Origin of the sequence: Citrobacter sp. Awk 4, from assembly GCF_028069725.1 — a bacterium.
Classification (GTDB): Bacteria; Pseudomonadota; Gammaproteobacteria; order Enterobacterales; family Enterobacteriaceae; genus Citrobacter_D.
Genome location: NZ_JANEWG010000028.1, coordinates 1 through 14,869, shown reverse-complemented (window position 1 = coordinate 14,869; position 14,869 = coordinate 1). Strand labels below are relative to the sequence as shown.

The window sequence follows — 14,869 nt, the reverse complement described above, 5'->3', positions numbered from 1 at the left end:
CCGATTATTCATCTTCGTCATGTACGGGCTGCTCTTTAACAATACGAACCAGATCAACCCGATAGTCATTGGCTTCGACAATCGTAATGCTCAATGGCGCGACCTCAATAACATCGCCCACGCGCGGAATATGACCATTTACCGCGATGACAAGTCCCGCAACCGTGGCGATTTCGTCATCTTCGTCTACCAGATTATCGACCGCAAGCGCCTGTTGCAGAGCGTGGAGATCGGTTCCCCCTTTCACCAGCCAACCGTCAGCATCGGTAATGATTTCCGGTGTTTCATCTGCATCCGGGAACTCACCAGCAATCGCTTCCAGGACATCCAGCGGAGTCACAAGCCCCTGCACTACGCCAAATTCGTTGGTGACAATAACAAAGCTACCGCGAGCACGACGCAATACGCCTAAAAGGTTGATCGGATCCAGCGTTTCCGGAACCACAATCGCCGGCGATGCGGAGGCAATGGCCGCGACATCAACGCCCTCCTCCAGGGCGACCAGCAATTCTTTCGCACGGACGATCCCGATAATTTCATCAAGCTCGCCGCGACAAACCGGGAACAAACTGTGCGGAGAGGAGAGTAACTGCTCGCGGATTTCATCCACGCTCAGACTCGCATCAACCCAGCTAATCTCACCACGTGGCGTCATAATGCCGCGTAATGAGCGCGACGCCAGCGTCAGCACACCGTTAATCATATAGCGCTCTTCATCGGCAAAGGCGCCTTCCAGCACCGGAACCACCGCCGGGATATCCGATTCACTCTGCACATTCGCCTGACGTTTTCCGCCCATTAAGCGCAGGATCGCATCAGCAGTACGCGCACGCAGCGGTAACGTCGATTGATGGCGGATAAAATTACGTCGGGCAATTTGGTTAAACAGCTCAATGATAATGGAGAAGCCAATCGCCGCGTACAGATAACCTTTCGGAATGTGGAAGCCGAAGCCTTCAGCCACCAGACTCAAACCAATCATCAGCAGGAAGCTTAGACAGAGCACGACCACCGTCGGATGTTGGTTCACGAAACGTGTCAGCGGTTTAGAAGCCAGCAGCATCACCGCCATCGCAATGACCACAGCCGCCATCATCACGGGCAGGTGGTTAACCATCCCTACCGCGGTAATGACCGCATCCAGCGAGAAGACCGCATCCAGAATGACAATTTGCGTCACCACCACCCAAAAACTCGCATAGCCTTTACCGTGCCCGGAATCATGCTCGCGATTTTCCAGCCTTTCATGGAGTTCCGTGGTGGCTTTAAACAGCAAGAATATCCCCCCGAGCAGCATGATCAGATCACGCCCTGAGAAGGTTAAATCCCAGGCGGTAAACAGCGGTTTGGTTAAGGTCACCATCCACGAAATGACAGACAGCAACGCAAGACGCATGACCAGTGCCAGTGACAAACCGATAAGGCGTGCTTTATCTCGCTGTTTTGGTGGCAGTTTGTCAGCCAGAATCGCGATAAAGACCAGGTTATCAATACCCAGAACAATTTCGAGAACGACAAGCGTGAGCAGCCCCACCCAAATTGAGGGGTCCATTAAGAATTCCATGACAAGCTCCTGCTTAAGGAATAGCCAGACGGCGCACTGAACAACTCAGGCGATAAAGCAATGTGCAAATTCAGAGTGTGGCAAACGTTGCCAAAATGGTAGGCGCAAAGCGGCCTAAAGGTGAAATGACGTCGGTGACGATCCATACATCGGGCTACTGCCCTATACTCCTTAGAAATTAAACAGATCATAAACATAACAGAGACAATGTCTTTTTGGCAAAGATTTACGGTCCTTTGCAAAGAGATGTGACAGAGATATTTTACACCACGAAATTTCTCAAAACCGAAACCTAAATTACGGATCTTCATCACATAAAATATTTTTTTCGATATCTAAAATAATTCACGAAAATCATAAGTTTTCTATTGTAACCCTTATCTGAATCGATTCGATTGCGGACGGCGATTCAAACTACATCTTTGCGTCGATGTGTTAACGATAATAAAGGAGGTAGCAAGTGACCATTGCTATTGTGATAGGCACACATGGTTGGGCTGCAGAGCAGTTACTAAAAACAGCCGAAATGCTGTTAGGCGAGCAGGAAAATGTCGGCTGGATCGATTTCGTTCCAGGCGAAAATGCCGAAACGCTGATCGAAAAGTACAACGCTCAGTTGGCAAAACTCGATACCAGTAAAGGCGTGCTATTTCTCGTCGATACATGGGGAGGCAGTCCGTTTAACGCTGCCAGCCGCATTGTCGTTGACAAAGAGCATTATGAAGTTGTCGCAGGCGTTAACATCCCCATGCTGGTGGAAACGTTTATGGCCCGTGATGACAACCCGAGCTTTGACGAATTAGTTGCTCTGGCGGTAGAAACCGGACGTGAAGGCGTGAAGGCGCTGAAAGCAAAACCGGTTGAAAAAGCGGTGCCCGCACCGGTTGCCGCATCAAAAGCGGCCGCATCGGCGAAACCAATGGGTCCTGATGATTATATGGTCATTGGCCTTGCCCGTATTGATGACCGCCTTATCCACGGCCAGGTGGCAACGCGCTGGACCAAAGAAACAAACGTTACCCGCATTATCGTGGTAAGCGATGAAGTGGCTGCGGATAACGTGCGTAAAACGCTGTTAACACAAGTCGCACCTCCGGGCGTAACGGCGCACGTCGTCGACGTTGAGAAGATGATTCGCGTTTACAACAACCCGAAATACGCTGGTAATCGCGTCATGCTGTTGTTCACCAATCCTACTGATGTGGAGCGTATCGTCGAAGGTGGCGTCAAAATCACCTCCGTAAACATTGGCGGTATGGCCTTCCGTCAGGGCAAAACGCAGGTTAACAATGCGGTTTCCGTCGATGAGAAAGATATCGTCGCCTTCAAAAAGCTCAACGAACGCGGTATCGAACTTGAAGTTCGTAAAGTGTCCACCGACCAGAAACTGAAAATGATGGACTTGATCGCCAAAGTGGCGAAGTAACCCATCAGCATTTAATTCGCTTTCACACTTAAGTTGCATAGCAATAGGAGAAGTACAATGGAGATTACCACTCTTCAGATTGTGCTGGTGTTCATCGTCGCATGTATCGCGGGTATGGAGTCGGTACTTGATGAATTTCAGTTCCACCGTCCGCTGATTGCCTGTACGTTGATTGGTGCCGTTCTCGGGGATATGAAAACCGGTATTATCATCGGTGGTACCCTGGAAATGATCGCCCTGGGCTGGATGAACATCGGTGCCGCTGTTGCGCCCGATGCCGCACTGGCGTCCATCATATCAACCGTTCTGGTTATCGCCGGTCACCAAAGCATCGGGGCGGGTATCGCGCTGGCTATCCCGCTGGCGGCGGCAGGTCAGGTTCTGACCATCATCGTACGTACTATCACCGTAGCATTCCAGCACGCCGCGGATAAGGCGGCTGAAAACGGCAACCTCACGGCGCTTTCCTGGATCCACGTCTCTTCCCTGTTCCTGCAGGCAATGCGTATCGCCATTCCGGCCGTTATCGTGGCAATCTCTGTCGGTACCAGTGAAGTGCAGAGCATGCTCAATGCGATTCCAGAAGTCGTTACCGGTGGTCTGAATATTGCGGGCGGTATGATCGTCGTCGTCGGTTATGCAATGGTCATCAACATGATGCGTGCGGGCTACCTGATGCCGTTCTTCTACCTCGGCTTCGTGACCGCAGCATTTACTAACTTCAACCTGGTCGCTCTGGGTGTGATTGGCGCAGTCATGGCCATCCTCTACATTCAATTGAGCCCGAAATATAACCGCGTAGCGGGTGCGCCAGCTCAGGCTGCTGGTGATAACTCCCTCGATAATGAACTGGACTAGCAGGTGAGCGAAATGGTTGATATGACTAAAACAACTACCGAGAAAAAACTCACTCAGAGTGACATTCGTGGCGTGTTCATTCGTTCTAACCTGTTTCAGGGTTCATGGAACTTCGAACGTATGCAGGCGCTGGGTTTCTGCTTCTCTATGATACCGGCCATCCGTCGCTTGTATCCTGAGAACAACGATGCGCGCAAACAAGCGATTAAACGTCACCTGGAGTTCTTTAACACCCATCCTTATGTGGCGGCCCCTGTGCTGGGCGTTACGCTGGCGATGGAAGAACAACGTGCTAACGGTGCGGAGATCGACGATGGTGCCATCAACGGTATCAAAGTCGGTCTGATGGGTCCGTTGGCTGGCGTCGGTGACCCGATCTTCTGGGGTACTGTTCGTCCGGTGTTTGCCGCGCTGGGTGCCGGTATCGCGATGAGCGGTAGCCTGCTGGGCCCACTGTTGTTCTTCATTCTGTTCAATCTGGTGCGTCTGGCGACCCGTTACTACGGCGTGGCTTACGGTTACCGTAAAGGTGTCGATATCGTTAAAGATATGGGCGGCGGATTCCTGCAGAAACTGACCGAGGGGGCGTCAATTCTCGGCCTGTTTGTCATGGGGGCGTTGGTTAACAAGTGGACGCACGTTAACATCCCGCTGGTGGTTTCCACCATTACCGGTCAGGATGGCCAGACGCGTGTCACCACGGTACAAACGATCCTTGACCAGTTGATGCCGGGCCTGGTGCCACTGTTGCTGACCTTCGCCTGTATGTGGTTGCTGCGTAAGAAAGTCAATCCACTGTGGATCATCGTTGGTTTCTTTATCATCGGTATCGCGGGTTACTCTGTGGGTCTGTTAGGTCTGTAATAACGTTGTACTTTACCGGGGGCCTGCCCCCGGTTTTTATTTGGAGGATTCATGACAATCACGGACCTGGTGCTGGTTCTCTTTATTGCCGTATTGCTGGCATTTGCCATTTACGATCAGTTCATCATGCCCCGCCGTCACGGCTCCACCCTGCTTTCTGTTCCCTTGTTGCGTCGCAGTCGTGTGGACAGTGTTATCTTTATTGGTCTGGTTCTCATTCTTATCTATAACAACGCCACCAGCCACGGGCCGCAAACCACCACATGGTTATTATGTGGTCTGGTATTAATGGGAGTGTATCTATTCTGGATCCGGGTGCCTAAAATCATTTTCAAGCAAAAAGGCTTCTTCTTCGCTAATGTGTGGATAGAATATAACCGGATCAAAGAAATGAATTTATCCGAGGATGGCGTGCTGGTCATGCAATTAGAACAACGCCGATTACTGGTCCGCGTACGAAATATCGACGATCTGGAAAAAATATATAAACTTCTCGTTTCATATCAATGAGTTAATAATATAGCCTGAACTATATTTTGGTATATCAGCCAGCGACAAACATAGCTCAGGCTATATTTTAATAGCTAAAATTATTATTCTTCTTAACCTTTCATTGATATATTTAAATCTAAATGAAAATCGTTTTCAGTTAGAGGTCAAATAGTATTTCCTCTTTGTTGTTTTATATTCTCAAAATATGTTAAGGTTGCGCCGTCATTTGGGGAGTAGCCAATTTCCAGACTCCGGAAATGTACGTGTCAACATACTCGTTGAAAAACGTGGCGCGTACGGACTGATCACACTCAGTCAGGCGAGACCATATGCACATCAACTGCTATGCCAACCAGAGTGCTGATACTGTGATAACAGATGCACATCAGGAGGGCATGTTTGCTGGGGGCGGTGATGTGTTTTATGGAAACCCCGGTCAGGACGCTGTCATGCATTTTACCGCTACAATTCTTCTCGCTTTTGGTATGTCGATGGACGCCTTCGCTGCGTCGATTGGTAAAGGCGCCACCCTGCATAAACCCAAATTCTCCGAAGCGCTGCGCACTGGCCTTATTTTTGGCGCTGTCGAAACGCTTACCCCGCTGATTGGTTGGGGCATGGGGGTGCTGGCGAGCAAATTCGTTCTCGAATGGAACCACTGGATAGCCTTCCTGCTACTGATTTTCTTAGGCGGGCGTATGATCCTTGAAGGCTTTCGTGATAACGATGAGGAAGACGCAGAGCCCCTGCGCCGTCACAGCTTTTGGTTGTTAGTGACAACGGCCATTGCCACCAGTCTGGATGCCATGGCCGTTGGGGTCGGTTTAGCCTTCCTGCAGGTGAATATCATCGCCACTGCGCTGGCCATTGGTTGCGCGACGCTGATTATGTCAACACTGGGAATGATGATTGGCCGATTCATTGGCCCGATGCTGGGCAAACGCGCGGAAATTTTAGGCGGGATCGTGCTGATTGGCATTGGTGCCCAGATCCTCTGGGCCCATTTTTACGGCTAACTGTCACGCTGCCAGAGGTGAAGACTAAAATCGGTCTGGCAGTCAAATACGTCCCTGGCTGACAACGTTTCCCACACCTCGGGCTTCGCCCGCCATGCAAAAGGCGTCATCTGTAATAACGCCACCGCCTCACTACCGAGAAGGCGCATAGGATAGTTCAACGCCACGCTCTGCTGTAACGTAAAACCATCGATTTGCTCCGTGTGCGGGGCATGCAGTCGGATCTCATCATAAATCAGTCCCTTGAGTTCCATTAAATGGCGTGGCCCCGGCGTTGCGGTGATCACCCATCCACCCGGTTTGACGACTCTGGATAACTCTTCTGCTTTGCACGGCGCGTATATCCTGATAATGGCATCCATTGACGCATCAGCAAATGGCAGGCGATGACTCGAGGCAACGCAGAACGTCACCTGCGGATAACGCTTAGCCGCAGACTTAATCGCCACTTTTGCCACATCCAGGCCAAACACGGTGATTCCCGACTGCGCATCGGCAAAAGCATGGGTGTAATACCCTTCGCCGCAGCCAATATCGAGAACCGATGTCGCATGGGGACTCAAAAGTTCATTGAGGATATTGACGATAGCGTCACGTAGCGGCTGATAATGCCCGGCGTCAAGAAACGCCCGGCGCGCCTGCATCATTTCCGCACTATCACCGGGGTCACGCGAGCGTTTATGCTGCACCGGCAGTAAGTTGACATATCCTTCTTTCGCCACATCAAACTGATGTCGTTGCGGGCAGATAAAACTGTTTTTTACTTGCGCAAGAGGGTGGTGGCAAAGAGGACAAGAAAACGACATGACAACTCCGGCTGATGACTTCGGGGCGCAAGTGTAACGCGAATTGCGCCCAGGGAAAATATACTCTCAATAATTCGCGTTGCAGGACAACACGCTAACACCCTGAATGCTGGCCTGCAGCTGCCCTTCTTAGAGTACAGGCGTCGGAACGCGACTGCCGTGCATAACCAGCAAATGGTCAGAATCGGCGGGCATGCCATCAGGTTTAACGTTCTCGAGGCGCAATACGTCCCCCATAATCTGGCTAAAGACCGGAGCCGAAACCGCCCCTCCATAATAAGCACCATTCTGCGGATCGTTGATCACGACGACCAACGCAAATTTCGGATCGCTCGCCGGGGCAACGCCCGCCGTGTAGGCCACATATTTATCGACGTACTTTCCATCAGCGCCTATTTTTTTCGCCGTGCCGGTTTTCACCGCGACACGATAATCTCTCACCGCAGCTTTGGTTCCCCCACCTCCGGGCAACGCAACGCTCTCCATCATATGTTCAACATCGTGGACCAGACCTTCAGGCATTACCCGGGTGCCAATCACCGGGGGATCGATACGGGTAATGGAGAGAGGCCGATAAATACCGAAGCTGCCGATCGTCGCATACACATGCGCCAGTTGCAGTGGCGTCACCATCAAACCATAACCGAAAGCAAACGTTGCCCGATCAAGATCGCTCCAGTAACGTCGTTGAGGCAGCAAACCGCGACTCTCCCCTGTTAATCCCAGCCCTGTCGGTGTACCAAATCCGAAACTTTTATACGTATCAAGCAATTGTTTAATCGGCATCGCGAGTGAGAGATGCGAAACCCCGGTGTCACTCGATTTTTGCAAAATACCGGTTAAAGAGAGTTCAGGGTAAAAGCCCACGTCCCGGATACGATGACCATCAAGATTAAACGGGTGTGTGTCGAGCACGCTGTCCGGTTGCACAATGCCCTGTTTTAGCGCCGTCATAATGACCAACGGTTTTACGGTAGAGCCCGGTTCAAAGGTGTCGCTAATGGCGCGATTGCGAAAATCGTCCAGCACGGCCCCTTCGCGATTGTTAGGGTTAAAATCAGGGAAGCTGGCCATCGCGAGAATTTCGCCGGTAGCAACACTGACCAGTACCGCTGCGCCCGACTCCGCTTTATTCCAGGTAACGGCATTGTCTAAGGCATCTTCCGTTACGGTCTGCAAACGCTCATCAATGCTGAGTCGCAATTCATGTGCCGGGACCGGCGTGACTTCCGTGATGTTCTCAATCACATGCCCAAATTTGTCTTTTCGCACCAGACGCGAGCCCGGTTTCCCCGTCAATTGCGAGTTAAAGCTTTTCTCAATCCCTTCAATACCCTGTCCGTCAATATTGGTAAAACCAATCAGATTCGCCGCAACATGTCCGGCAGGATAAAATCGACGTGATTCTTCACGCAGATTGATCCCCACAAGGTTAAGTTTGTCTATCCATTGTGCTTGTTGTGGTGACACCTGGCGCGCCAGATAGATAAATCTCCCCGCCGGATTACTGTTAACCCGCTCGGCCAGCGTGCTTAACGACAGATGCAGCGTACTCGCCAGGGCTTGCCAGCGTTCGTTATATCCCACGCCGCCCTTGCTGATGATGGTTTTAGGATCGGCCCAGACCGCATTCACCGGCACGCTGACAGCCAGCGGACGCCCTTCTCTGTCTGTAATCATCCCGCGCACAGAAGCCGTGGCGACTTCACGTAGCGAGCGCATATCCTCTTGCCTGACCAGGTTCGTCGGCGTGACAATTTGTAACCACGCAAGGCGCCCGAGTAATAACCCCATACTTGCCAGGATTGCCGCACACAGCAGCGCGAAACGCACGGGGGTAAAATTAGCCATCACGCCGTCGCTTTTCTTTTTCACCGGGTCTCCAGCAAACTTATGTTTCAGGCGATTGATTTAACGAAAAATTGTGAAGGAAATCGGGAAAAACAATGCTACGAACTTCGCGGTTTTGCAACAAAGCACTAACAGAAGGGGATTCAGACATGTTTTGACGCAAGTTGAATTAAAAAGCCCCGCATTTGCGAGGCTTTATATCTGAGGTTGATGCGCCTGAACGCTTCAAATCAGTGGTATCGATCAGATAGCTGTTACGTTAACAGCAGCCGGACCTTTCTGGCCGTCCTGAATTTCGAACTCAACGTTCTGGCCTTCAGCCAGAGTTTTGAAGCCATTACCCTGGATAGCGGAGAAGTGTACAAACACGTCTTTGCTGCCATCAGCCGGAGTAATGAAACCAAAACCTTTGGACTCGTTGAACCACTTAACTTGACCTTTAATCTTTGCCATTTGCAAAATTCCTTAGATTGTTTTCTTCGCCCGCAGGCATAACATAGATGAAACTGAGACATTACTGCTTGAGGCACTAATATAAGGTTCGGCAGAGAAGCGGTATTCAACGACAACGTTTTTACTCAGGACTTCTTTACTGAAAATGCCACACATAAACAGAATTGCACCTCGTTTAACCCAAGCCGTGTTATCACATACAACGTAAAATATGGCAAGCCATTTTTAAACGTGTCTCGATCAGTCGCACAAATCCCGAAAGTCGGCAAAGCGCGACTGCACTGTTATGCGCTAAATCCGCTAAAGATATATTTTCGCCGCTCTACATCCGCTTTGACAAACTGTGCTCAGAACAGACGCTTTTCTACCATAGCTCAATAAATTCAGTTGTTCCAGGTAAGCTGCTCAACTTATCGCCACTAGTGACAGATATCACTTTTTATGCTTTGTAATGCATAAATTGTCACATAACAAAATCATACCAATTGAAAAAAAACAGATACGAATGGCTGATTTTTAATGGGCTAATGTAGCAAAACTCTCCAACGACATTGTGCACCAAAATAATGAATATACGATGACAATGCACAAAAAATGGGAGAGAAACGTTTCGTTATTGATAATAACGATCGTCATCACAAAAAATGAATAATCATATTTTAGTTGTAGGGAATAGCGTTAATTAATGCGTCCGGGGATAACATATTCATTGTTCGATAAAATATTATCGTTGCCGGGATCCGACTGCAAACGATAATCGAAATGCGCAGTTGCACCAGAAAAATGCATCACTATGAAGAATGACAGGATGTCGTGCCCCAGACAGTGCTGGCAAACCCGCATCCTGTCAATCCGACTACCTTTCCGCTACCAGACGGATGATATCATCGTCCTCTTCCCGATCATTTGCAGCCGGAGTCGCCTCAGCCGTTTTTTCAGGTTCATTTGCTTCACACAGACGGCGCAACAACGCATTTTGACGTTTTTGCTGATCTAACAAGGATTCGAGCAATTCAATCTGCTCATTGGTGCGCGAGCTTGCGCGGTTGACGAAAAACCACAATACAAGTCCAACAACCAGAACCACCACCGATACCATTAAAGACGCGAAAGTTAGCGCGCCTGAGTTCAGAACTTCGTTCATTTTACCACCTCAATGTAGACGGGACATTTTAGCACTGCTACACGAGAAGGTAATCACCTGTTGTAAAAATGCGTTTACCAGGGAATAAATTTATTGATGGCGCAAATACCGCTGAAAAATTGTACATCCTGATCGCACATGATGTTGAACACCTGCGCCCAAAGCAACAGGCAGACCAGCACGCCAATTATCAGGAATACCCACCGAAACTTTTTCACTCAGTTCTCCGAATCCACATCTTATGACTCTAAATTATCATGCGTTACCTAAACCGGGGCTAACTGTAGTGGCATTACGTATTTTTAGGAATGATTCACTTGTATCAGCAGATGCAGAGGCTACTCTTATTATAACGAAAGAAGAAAAGAGGTTGTAATGCGTTTGATCATTCGCGCGATTGTCTTGCTTGCTCTGGTATGGATAGGTTTGCTACTCAGCGGTTACGGAATTTTGATTGGTAGTCAGGAGAATGCAGCTGGTCTGGGCTTGCAATGCCACTATCTGACCGCCCGCGGCACCAGCACGGCGCAGTATATTCACACTAATAGCGGTATTATTGGTCTGACAGATTGTCCTGTATTGAGAAAAAGTACGGTTGTTGTTGATAATTGATAAATCTGTTTGTCGAGTATTTCCCCAAGGCATAACTCCGTTATGCCTTATTTATTCTTCCGTTCATCATATTAAGTCCCGCTAATATGTACTTATCTAATATTGAACTATCCCGACGATATACGGTTACGCCCTGGTTAAAAAGCCAGCCAGCAGTAAGTGCCGTCTGGCTTTTTAATATCAGGTAGCGAACGCCACTCAGAACGGGTAGTCGTTATAGCCCATTTGTTCGGAGATCTTACGTGCAGCGGTGTGCAGCATGGCGACATACTCGTGCAAACGCTCTTCTGAGAAACGCAGCGTCGGGAAGGAGATACTCAGACCCGCAATGACAACCCCGAAGCGATCGAATACCGGTACGCCAATACAGCGTAAACCTTCTTCCTGCTCTTCGTTATCCTCGCCATAACCCTGTTCACGGACTTTATCCAGCAATGTCAGTAATTCATCAGTAGAAGTTATCGTACGGTCAGTGCTGCGCTTATACTCAACCCCTTCCATAATCTGTTTGACTTCATCACGATCGCGCCAGGCTAAAAGCACTTTACCAATCGCGGTACTGTACAACGGGTTACGACGTCCAACCCGCGAGTACATACGCAGATTGTACATAGAATCAATTTTGTGAATGTAAACGATACTGTCTTCGTCCAGCGCACCGAGGTGTACCGTCTCTTTCGTCAGACGCGAAAGCTCACGCATTTGAATATCAGCACTACGGATCAGATCAACATTCTGTAAAGCGCGTGCGCCTAATTCAAACAGTTTCAGGGTCAGTGAATATTTTTCTGATTCGCCTTCCTGAGCCACATATCCCAGCGTTTTCATGGTCTGCAAAAAGCGATAAACGGTGCTTTTCGACATCATGACGCGTTGCGACAACTCGGTAATACCAATTTCGCGCTCTTCCCCCAGCGCCTGTAAAATGCCAAACACTTTCAGCACAGAAGAAACAGAATCAGGTTGTTTATCCAGATCTGTAGTAGCCATTTATCACCTCATTGCGAGTGTTTTATAAAAATCAGAACAATTTTTTATTATAATTTCACGTTACATTGCCCGCAATCCATCTTTGCTTATTGAGTTACAAATCTGCGACATAACCCTGAATATCAATGCTAAAATAATTACTCTGATCATAATCCCAGAAAGACTTTGAATTCATATGGAAAAATGCCAGATAGATGGATTGCCCGTTCCTCAACGGTACGGTGCCATACTCACCATCGTGATTGGTATTTCGATGGCAGTTCTCGACGGTGCTATCGCTAACGTCGCACTCCCAACGATAGCCGCCGACCTTCAGGCTTCACCCGCCAGTTCAATCTGGGTGGTTAACGCCTACCAAATTGCCATTGTGGTCTCCCTGCTCTCTCTATCATTTTTGGGGGATATGTTTGGTTATCGGCGTATATACAAATGCGGGTTAGTAATTTTCCTGCTGGCATCCCTTTTTTGTGCTTTGTCTGATTCATTGCAAATGCTGACGATGGCGCGCGTCATACAGGGGTTTGGCGGGGCGGCGCTGATGAGTGTCAACACTGCGCTAATTCGCCTTATCTATCCCCAGCGCCATCTTGGACGAGGGATGGGCATTAACTCATTCATCGTCGCAGTATCATCAGCGGCAGGCCCCACAATCGCTGCCGCTATTCTCTCGGTTGCTTCATGGCAGTGGTTATTTCTGATTAACGTACCGTTAGGCATCCTGGCATTGCTATTAGCCATGCGCTTTTTGCCACCCAATGGGTCGCGCAGTAAGAAACCGCGCTTTGACCTGCCGAGCGCCGTGATGAACGCCTTAACGTTTGGACTGCTGATCACGGCCCTTAGCGGATTCGCCCAGGGGCAGTCATTGCTGCTGATCGGCGCCGAGACAGCCATCATGCTTGTTGTCGGTTTTTTCTTTATTCGCCGCCAGCTTTCACTTCCGGTCCCTTTGCTGCCAGTGGACTTGCTGCGGATCCCCCTTTTTTCCCTCTCTATTGGCACCTCGATTTGTTCCTTTTGCGCGCAAATGCTCGCGCTGGTCTCCCTGCCCTTTTTCCTGCAAACCGTGTTGGGTCGAAGCGAAGTGGAAACCGGCCTGTTGTTAACGCCCTGGCCGCTGGCCACTATGGTGATGGCGCCACTTGCCGGTTACTTAATAGAAAAAGTACACGCGGGTCTGCTGGGCGCATTGGGGTTGGCAGTGATGGCGGCAGGCCTGTTTTCCCTGGTGTTGTTGCCGGTCTCCCCCTCCGACATCCGTATTATCTGGCCAATGATTCTCTGCGGTGCCGGTTTTGGTCTATTCCAGTCGCCAAACAATCACACAATCATCACCTCAGCCCCCCGTGAGCGTAGCGGAGGTGCAAGTGGCATGCTGGGAACAGCACGTTTACTGGGACAAAGTTCGGGGGCCGCACTGGTGGCGCTCATGCTGAACCTGTTCGGTGATGGCGGAACACACATCGCGCTGATGGTTGCGGGCATTATGGCCACGCTGGCGGCCATTGTGAGTGGTTTACGTATTACACAACCCCGGCCGGGAGCATAAAAAAAGCGCGTCATCAGACGCGCTTTTTTACATTCAGACTTTAGAGCCTATTCCGTTCACTGGCCTACTCATGCCTGTTACTTCAGATATTCCCCGCTGCGCAGCGCTTCAATACGCTTATCCAACGGTGGGTGCGTCATGAACAATTCGCTCAGCGATTTCGACTTGCCGTTGATACAGAATGCCATCATGCTGCTGGCTTCCTGCGGCTCATAGCTGGTTTTCAGGCGCTGCAACGCGGCAATCATTTTTTCGCGACCGACCAGTTTCGCTGAACCGGCATCGGCATGGAACTCACGGTGACGGGAGAACCACATGGTGATAATGCTCGCCAGAATACCAAAGACCAGCTCCAGCACTGTCGCAACAGCGAAGTAGATCAACGGATTACCATTGCCGCCCTCGCCTTCTTCTTCACGGTTACCGCCCATAAAACCTGCGGCAATTTGCGCAAGAATACGCGAGATAAAGATAACAAAGGTGTTTACTACCCCCTGAATCAGGGTCATCGTCACCATATCGCCGTTCGCAATATGGCTGATCTCATGCGCAATAACGGCTTCAGCTTCATCCGGGCTCATGTTTTGCAGCAAACCCGAGCTCACAGCAACCAAAGACGCATCACGACGAGCACCGGTTGCAAACGCATTGATGTCTGGCGCATGGTAAATAGCCACCTGCGGCATAGCAATCCCCGCCTGGCGGGCCTGCGTCGCGACCGTATTCATCAGCCAGCGTTCTCTTTCATTACGCGGTTGTTCGATGACCTCTCCACCAACGGATTTCAACGCCATCCATTTGGACATCAGCAACGAAATGAAGGAACCACCAAAACCAAACAGCAACGCCATGATCAGTAGACCTTGCACGCTGCTCGACTGTATCCCCGTCAGGCTCAGCACCAGCCCGAAAACGACCATCACGGCCAGGTTCGTCAGCAGGAAGAGCGCGATTCGCATCATAATCTTCTTTTAACCTCAACTTAACAAAACGCACTATGCGATTACCCACATCGTATGGGTGTTATCGCTATTTTCAAGCATCAATGGGCTGTAAGTCACCAGAAAGACACAACTTTACATTTGAGAGCGATAGTCTGACGGCCACCCACATTTGTTAAATAAATATCCTCCGGCATAGCCGGAGGTTTTTCAAATGCGCCTGTAAGGCTCTGTTACCAGCCGCGCCCTAACAGGCGCATACGATCTGACATTTGCATCCAACTTTGTTACTTACGGCCCGTA

Annotated in this window: 17 protein-coding genes; 7 read left to right on the top strand and 10 right to left on the bottom strand. The window is 49.8% G+C overall.

Going from position 1 to position 14,869, the window contains the following annotated elements; translation table 11 throughout:
• Positions 1-4: 4 nt before the first annotated feature.
• Together yoaE and NNO04_RS22895 are read right to left on the bottom strand one after the other, a co-directional pair.
• On the bottom strand, positions 5-1,564 hold the full coding sequence (gene yoaE / locus NNO04_RS13255; RefSeq protein ID WP_271445055.1) for a CNNM family cation transport protein YoaE: 1,560 nt from the start codon (positions 1,562-1,564) through the stop codon (positions 5-7).
• Complete coding sequence (locus NNO04_RS22895; protein ID WP_442870737.1) at positions 1,552-1,710, bottom strand: protein YoaL; 159 nt, start codon at positions 1,708-1,710, stop codon at positions 1,552-1,554. Before NNO04_RS22895 ends, yoaE begins: the two co-directional genes overlap by 13 nt.
• A gap of 314 nt (positions 1,711-2,024) precedes the next feature.
• On the opposite strand from NNO04_RS22895, the gene manX reads away from it, so the two are divergent.
• From manX to mntP, 5 genes are all read left to right on the top strand, one after another.
• On the top strand, positions 2,025-2,990 hold the full coding sequence (manX, locus tag NNO04_RS13250) for a PTS mannose transporter subunit IIAB (protein WP_271445054.1): 966 nt from the start codon (positions 2,025-2,027) through the stop codon (positions 2,988-2,990).
• 57 nt (positions 2,991-3,047) lie between these two features.
• Positions 3,048-3,848 carry a PTS mannose transporter subunit IIC gene (gene manY, locus NNO04_RS13245; protein ID WP_162379735.1) on the top strand — a complete coding sequence of 267 codons (801 nt, stop codon included), beginning with the start codon at positions 3,048-3,050 and terminating at the stop codon, positions 3,846-3,848.
• Between the two features lie 12 nt (positions 3,849-3,860).
• Positions 3,861-4,712 (top strand): PTS mannose transporter subunit IID, encoded by an 852-nt coding sequence (locus NNO04_RS13240; RefSeq protein ID WP_162379734.1) that lies wholly within the window; start codon positions 3,861-3,863, stop codon positions 4,710-4,712.
• Between the two features lie 51 nt (positions 4,713-4,763).
• Positions 4,764-5,222, top strand: a complete 459-nt coding sequence (locus NNO04_RS13235) for a DUF986 family protein (RefSeq protein ID WP_271445053.1) — start codon at positions 4,764-4,766, stop codon at positions 5,220-5,222.
• A 431-nt stretch (positions 5,223-5,653) separates the two neighbouring features.
• Positions 5,654-6,220 carry a manganese efflux pump MntP gene (gene mntP, locus NNO04_RS13230; protein WP_271445093.1) on the top strand — a complete coding sequence of 189 codons (567 nt, stop codon included), beginning with the start codon at positions 5,654-5,656 and terminating at the stop codon, positions 6,218-6,220.
• Here the strand turns inward: mntP and rlmA are convergent.
• From rlmA to mgrB, 6 genes are all read right to left on the bottom strand, one after another.
• Positions 6,217-7,026 carry a 23S rRNA (guanine(745)-N(1))-methyltransferase gene (gene rlmA / locus NNO04_RS13225; protein WP_271445052.1) on the bottom strand — a complete coding sequence of 270 codons (810 nt, stop codon included), beginning with the start codon at positions 7,024-7,026 and terminating at the stop codon, positions 6,217-6,219. The genes mntP and rlmA overlap by 4 nt on opposite strands.
• Positions 7,027-7,155: 129 nt before the next feature.
• Positions 7,156-8,901: a peptidoglycan glycosyltransferase FtsI gene (gene ftsI / locus NNO04_RS13220; protein ID WP_271445051.1), complete on the bottom strand. Its 1,746-nt coding sequence runs from the start codon at positions 8,899-8,901 to the stop codon at positions 7,156-7,158.
• A gap of 219 nt (positions 8,902-9,120) precedes the next feature.
• A complete protein-coding gene (gene cspE, locus NNO04_RS13215) occupies positions 9,121-9,330 on the bottom strand; it encodes a transcription antiterminator/RNA stability regulator CspE (protein WP_001062678.1) in 210 nt (69 codons plus the stop codon).
• 12 nt (positions 9,331-9,342) lie between these two features.
• On the bottom strand, positions 9,343-9,486 hold the full coding sequence (locus NNO04_RS13210) for a DUF2627 domain-containing protein (protein ID WP_162379729.1): 144 nt from the start codon (positions 9,484-9,486) through the stop codon (positions 9,343-9,345).
• A 700-nt stretch (positions 9,487-10,186) separates the two neighbouring features.
• On the bottom strand, positions 10,187-10,474 hold the full coding sequence (locus tag NNO04_RS13205) for a YebO family protein (RefSeq protein ID WP_271445050.1): 288 nt from the start codon (positions 10,472-10,474) through the stop codon (positions 10,187-10,189).
• Between the two features lie 74 nt (positions 10,475-10,548).
• Positions 10,549-10,692: a PhoP/PhoQ regulator MgrB gene (gene mgrB / locus NNO04_RS13200; RefSeq protein WP_162379727.1), complete on the bottom strand. Its 144-nt coding sequence runs from the start codon at positions 10,690-10,692 to the stop codon at positions 10,549-10,551.
• A 157-nt stretch (positions 10,693-10,849) separates the two neighbouring features.
• Between mgrB and NNO04_RS13195 the strand changes: the two genes are divergently transcribed.
• The gene (locus NNO04_RS13195; RefSeq protein ID WP_271445049.1) at positions 10,850-11,086 is read left to right on the top strand and encodes a YobH family protein; all 237 of its coding nucleotides are present in this window, start codon (positions 10,850-10,852) and stop codon (positions 11,084-11,086) included.
• Between the two features lie 198 nt (positions 11,087-11,284).
• On the opposite strand, the gene kdgR is transcribed toward NNO04_RS13195, so the two are convergent.
• Entirely contained in the window at positions 11,285-12,076 is a 792-nt protein-coding gene (kdgR, locus tag NNO04_RS13190) for a DNA-binding transcriptional regulator KdgR (RefSeq protein WP_271445048.1), read from the bottom strand.
• Positions 12,077-12,251: 175 nt separating this feature from the next.
• On the opposite strand from kdgR, the gene NNO04_RS13185 reads away from it, so the two are divergent.
• Positions 12,252-13,625, top strand: coding sequence for an MFS transporter (locus tag NNO04_RS13185; RefSeq protein ID WP_271445047.1), 1,374 nt, complete (start codon positions 12,252-12,254; stop codon positions 13,623-13,625).
• Between the two features lie 77 nt (positions 13,626-13,702).
• On the opposite strand, the gene htpX is transcribed toward NNO04_RS13185, so the two are convergent.
• Complete coding sequence (gene htpX, locus NNO04_RS13180) at positions 13,703-14,587, bottom strand: protease HtpX (protein WP_271445046.1); 885 nt, start codon at positions 14,585-14,587, stop codon at positions 13,703-13,705.
• Positions 14,588-14,869 lie beyond the last annotated feature (282 nt).

Coding starts and splice junctions, on each gene's coding strand:
- yoaE (WP_271445055.1), bottom strand. CDS start 1,564: ATGGAATTCTTAATGGACCCCTCAATTTGGGTGGGGCTGCTCACGCTT.
- NNO04_RS22895 (WP_442870737.1), bottom strand. CDS start 1,710: ATGGATCGTCACCGACGTCATTTCACCTTTAGGCCGCTTTGCGCCTAC.
- manY (WP_162379735.1), top strand. CDS start 3,048: ATGGAGATTACCACTCTTCAGATTGTGCTGGTGTTCATCGTCGCATGT.
- NNO04_RS13240 (WP_162379734.1), top strand. CDS start 3,861: ATGGTTGATATGACTAAAACAACTACCGAGAAAAAACTCACTCAGAGT.
- NNO04_RS13235 (WP_271445053.1), top strand. CDS start 4,764: ATGACAATCACGGACCTGGTGCTGGTTCTCTTTATTGCCGTATTGCTG.
- mntP (WP_271445093.1), top strand. CDS start 5,654: ATGCATTTTACCGCTACAATTCTTCTCGCTTTTGGTATGTCGATGGAC.
- rlmA (WP_271445052.1), bottom strand. CDS start 7,026: ATGTCGTTTTCTTGTCCTCTTTGCCACCACCCTCTTGCGCAAGTAAAA.
- cspE (WP_001062678.1), bottom strand. CDS start 9,330: ATGGCAAAGATTAAAGGTCAAGTTAAGTGGTTCAACGAGTCCAAAGGT.
- NNO04_RS13210 (WP_162379729.1), bottom strand. CDS start 9,486: ATGTGTGGCATTTTCAGTAAAGAAGTCCTGAGTAAAAACGTTGTCGTT.
- NNO04_RS13205 (WP_271445050.1), bottom strand. CDS start 10,474: ATGAACGAAGTTCTGAACTCAGGCGCGCTAACTTTCGCGTCTTTAATG.
- NNO04_RS13195 (WP_271445049.1), top strand. CDS start 10,850: ATGCGTTTGATCATTCGCGCGATTGTCTTGCTTGCTCTGGTATGGATA.
- kdgR (WP_271445048.1), bottom strand. CDS start 12,076: ATGGCTACTACAGATCTGGATAAACAACCTGATTCTGTTTCTTCTGTG.
- NNO04_RS13185 (WP_271445047.1), top strand. CDS start 12,252: ATGGAAAAATGCCAGATAGATGGATTGCCCGTTCCTCAACGGTACGGT.
- htpX (WP_271445046.1), bottom strand. CDS start 14,587: ATGATGCGAATCGCGCTCTTCCTGCTGACGAACCTGGCCGTGATGGTC.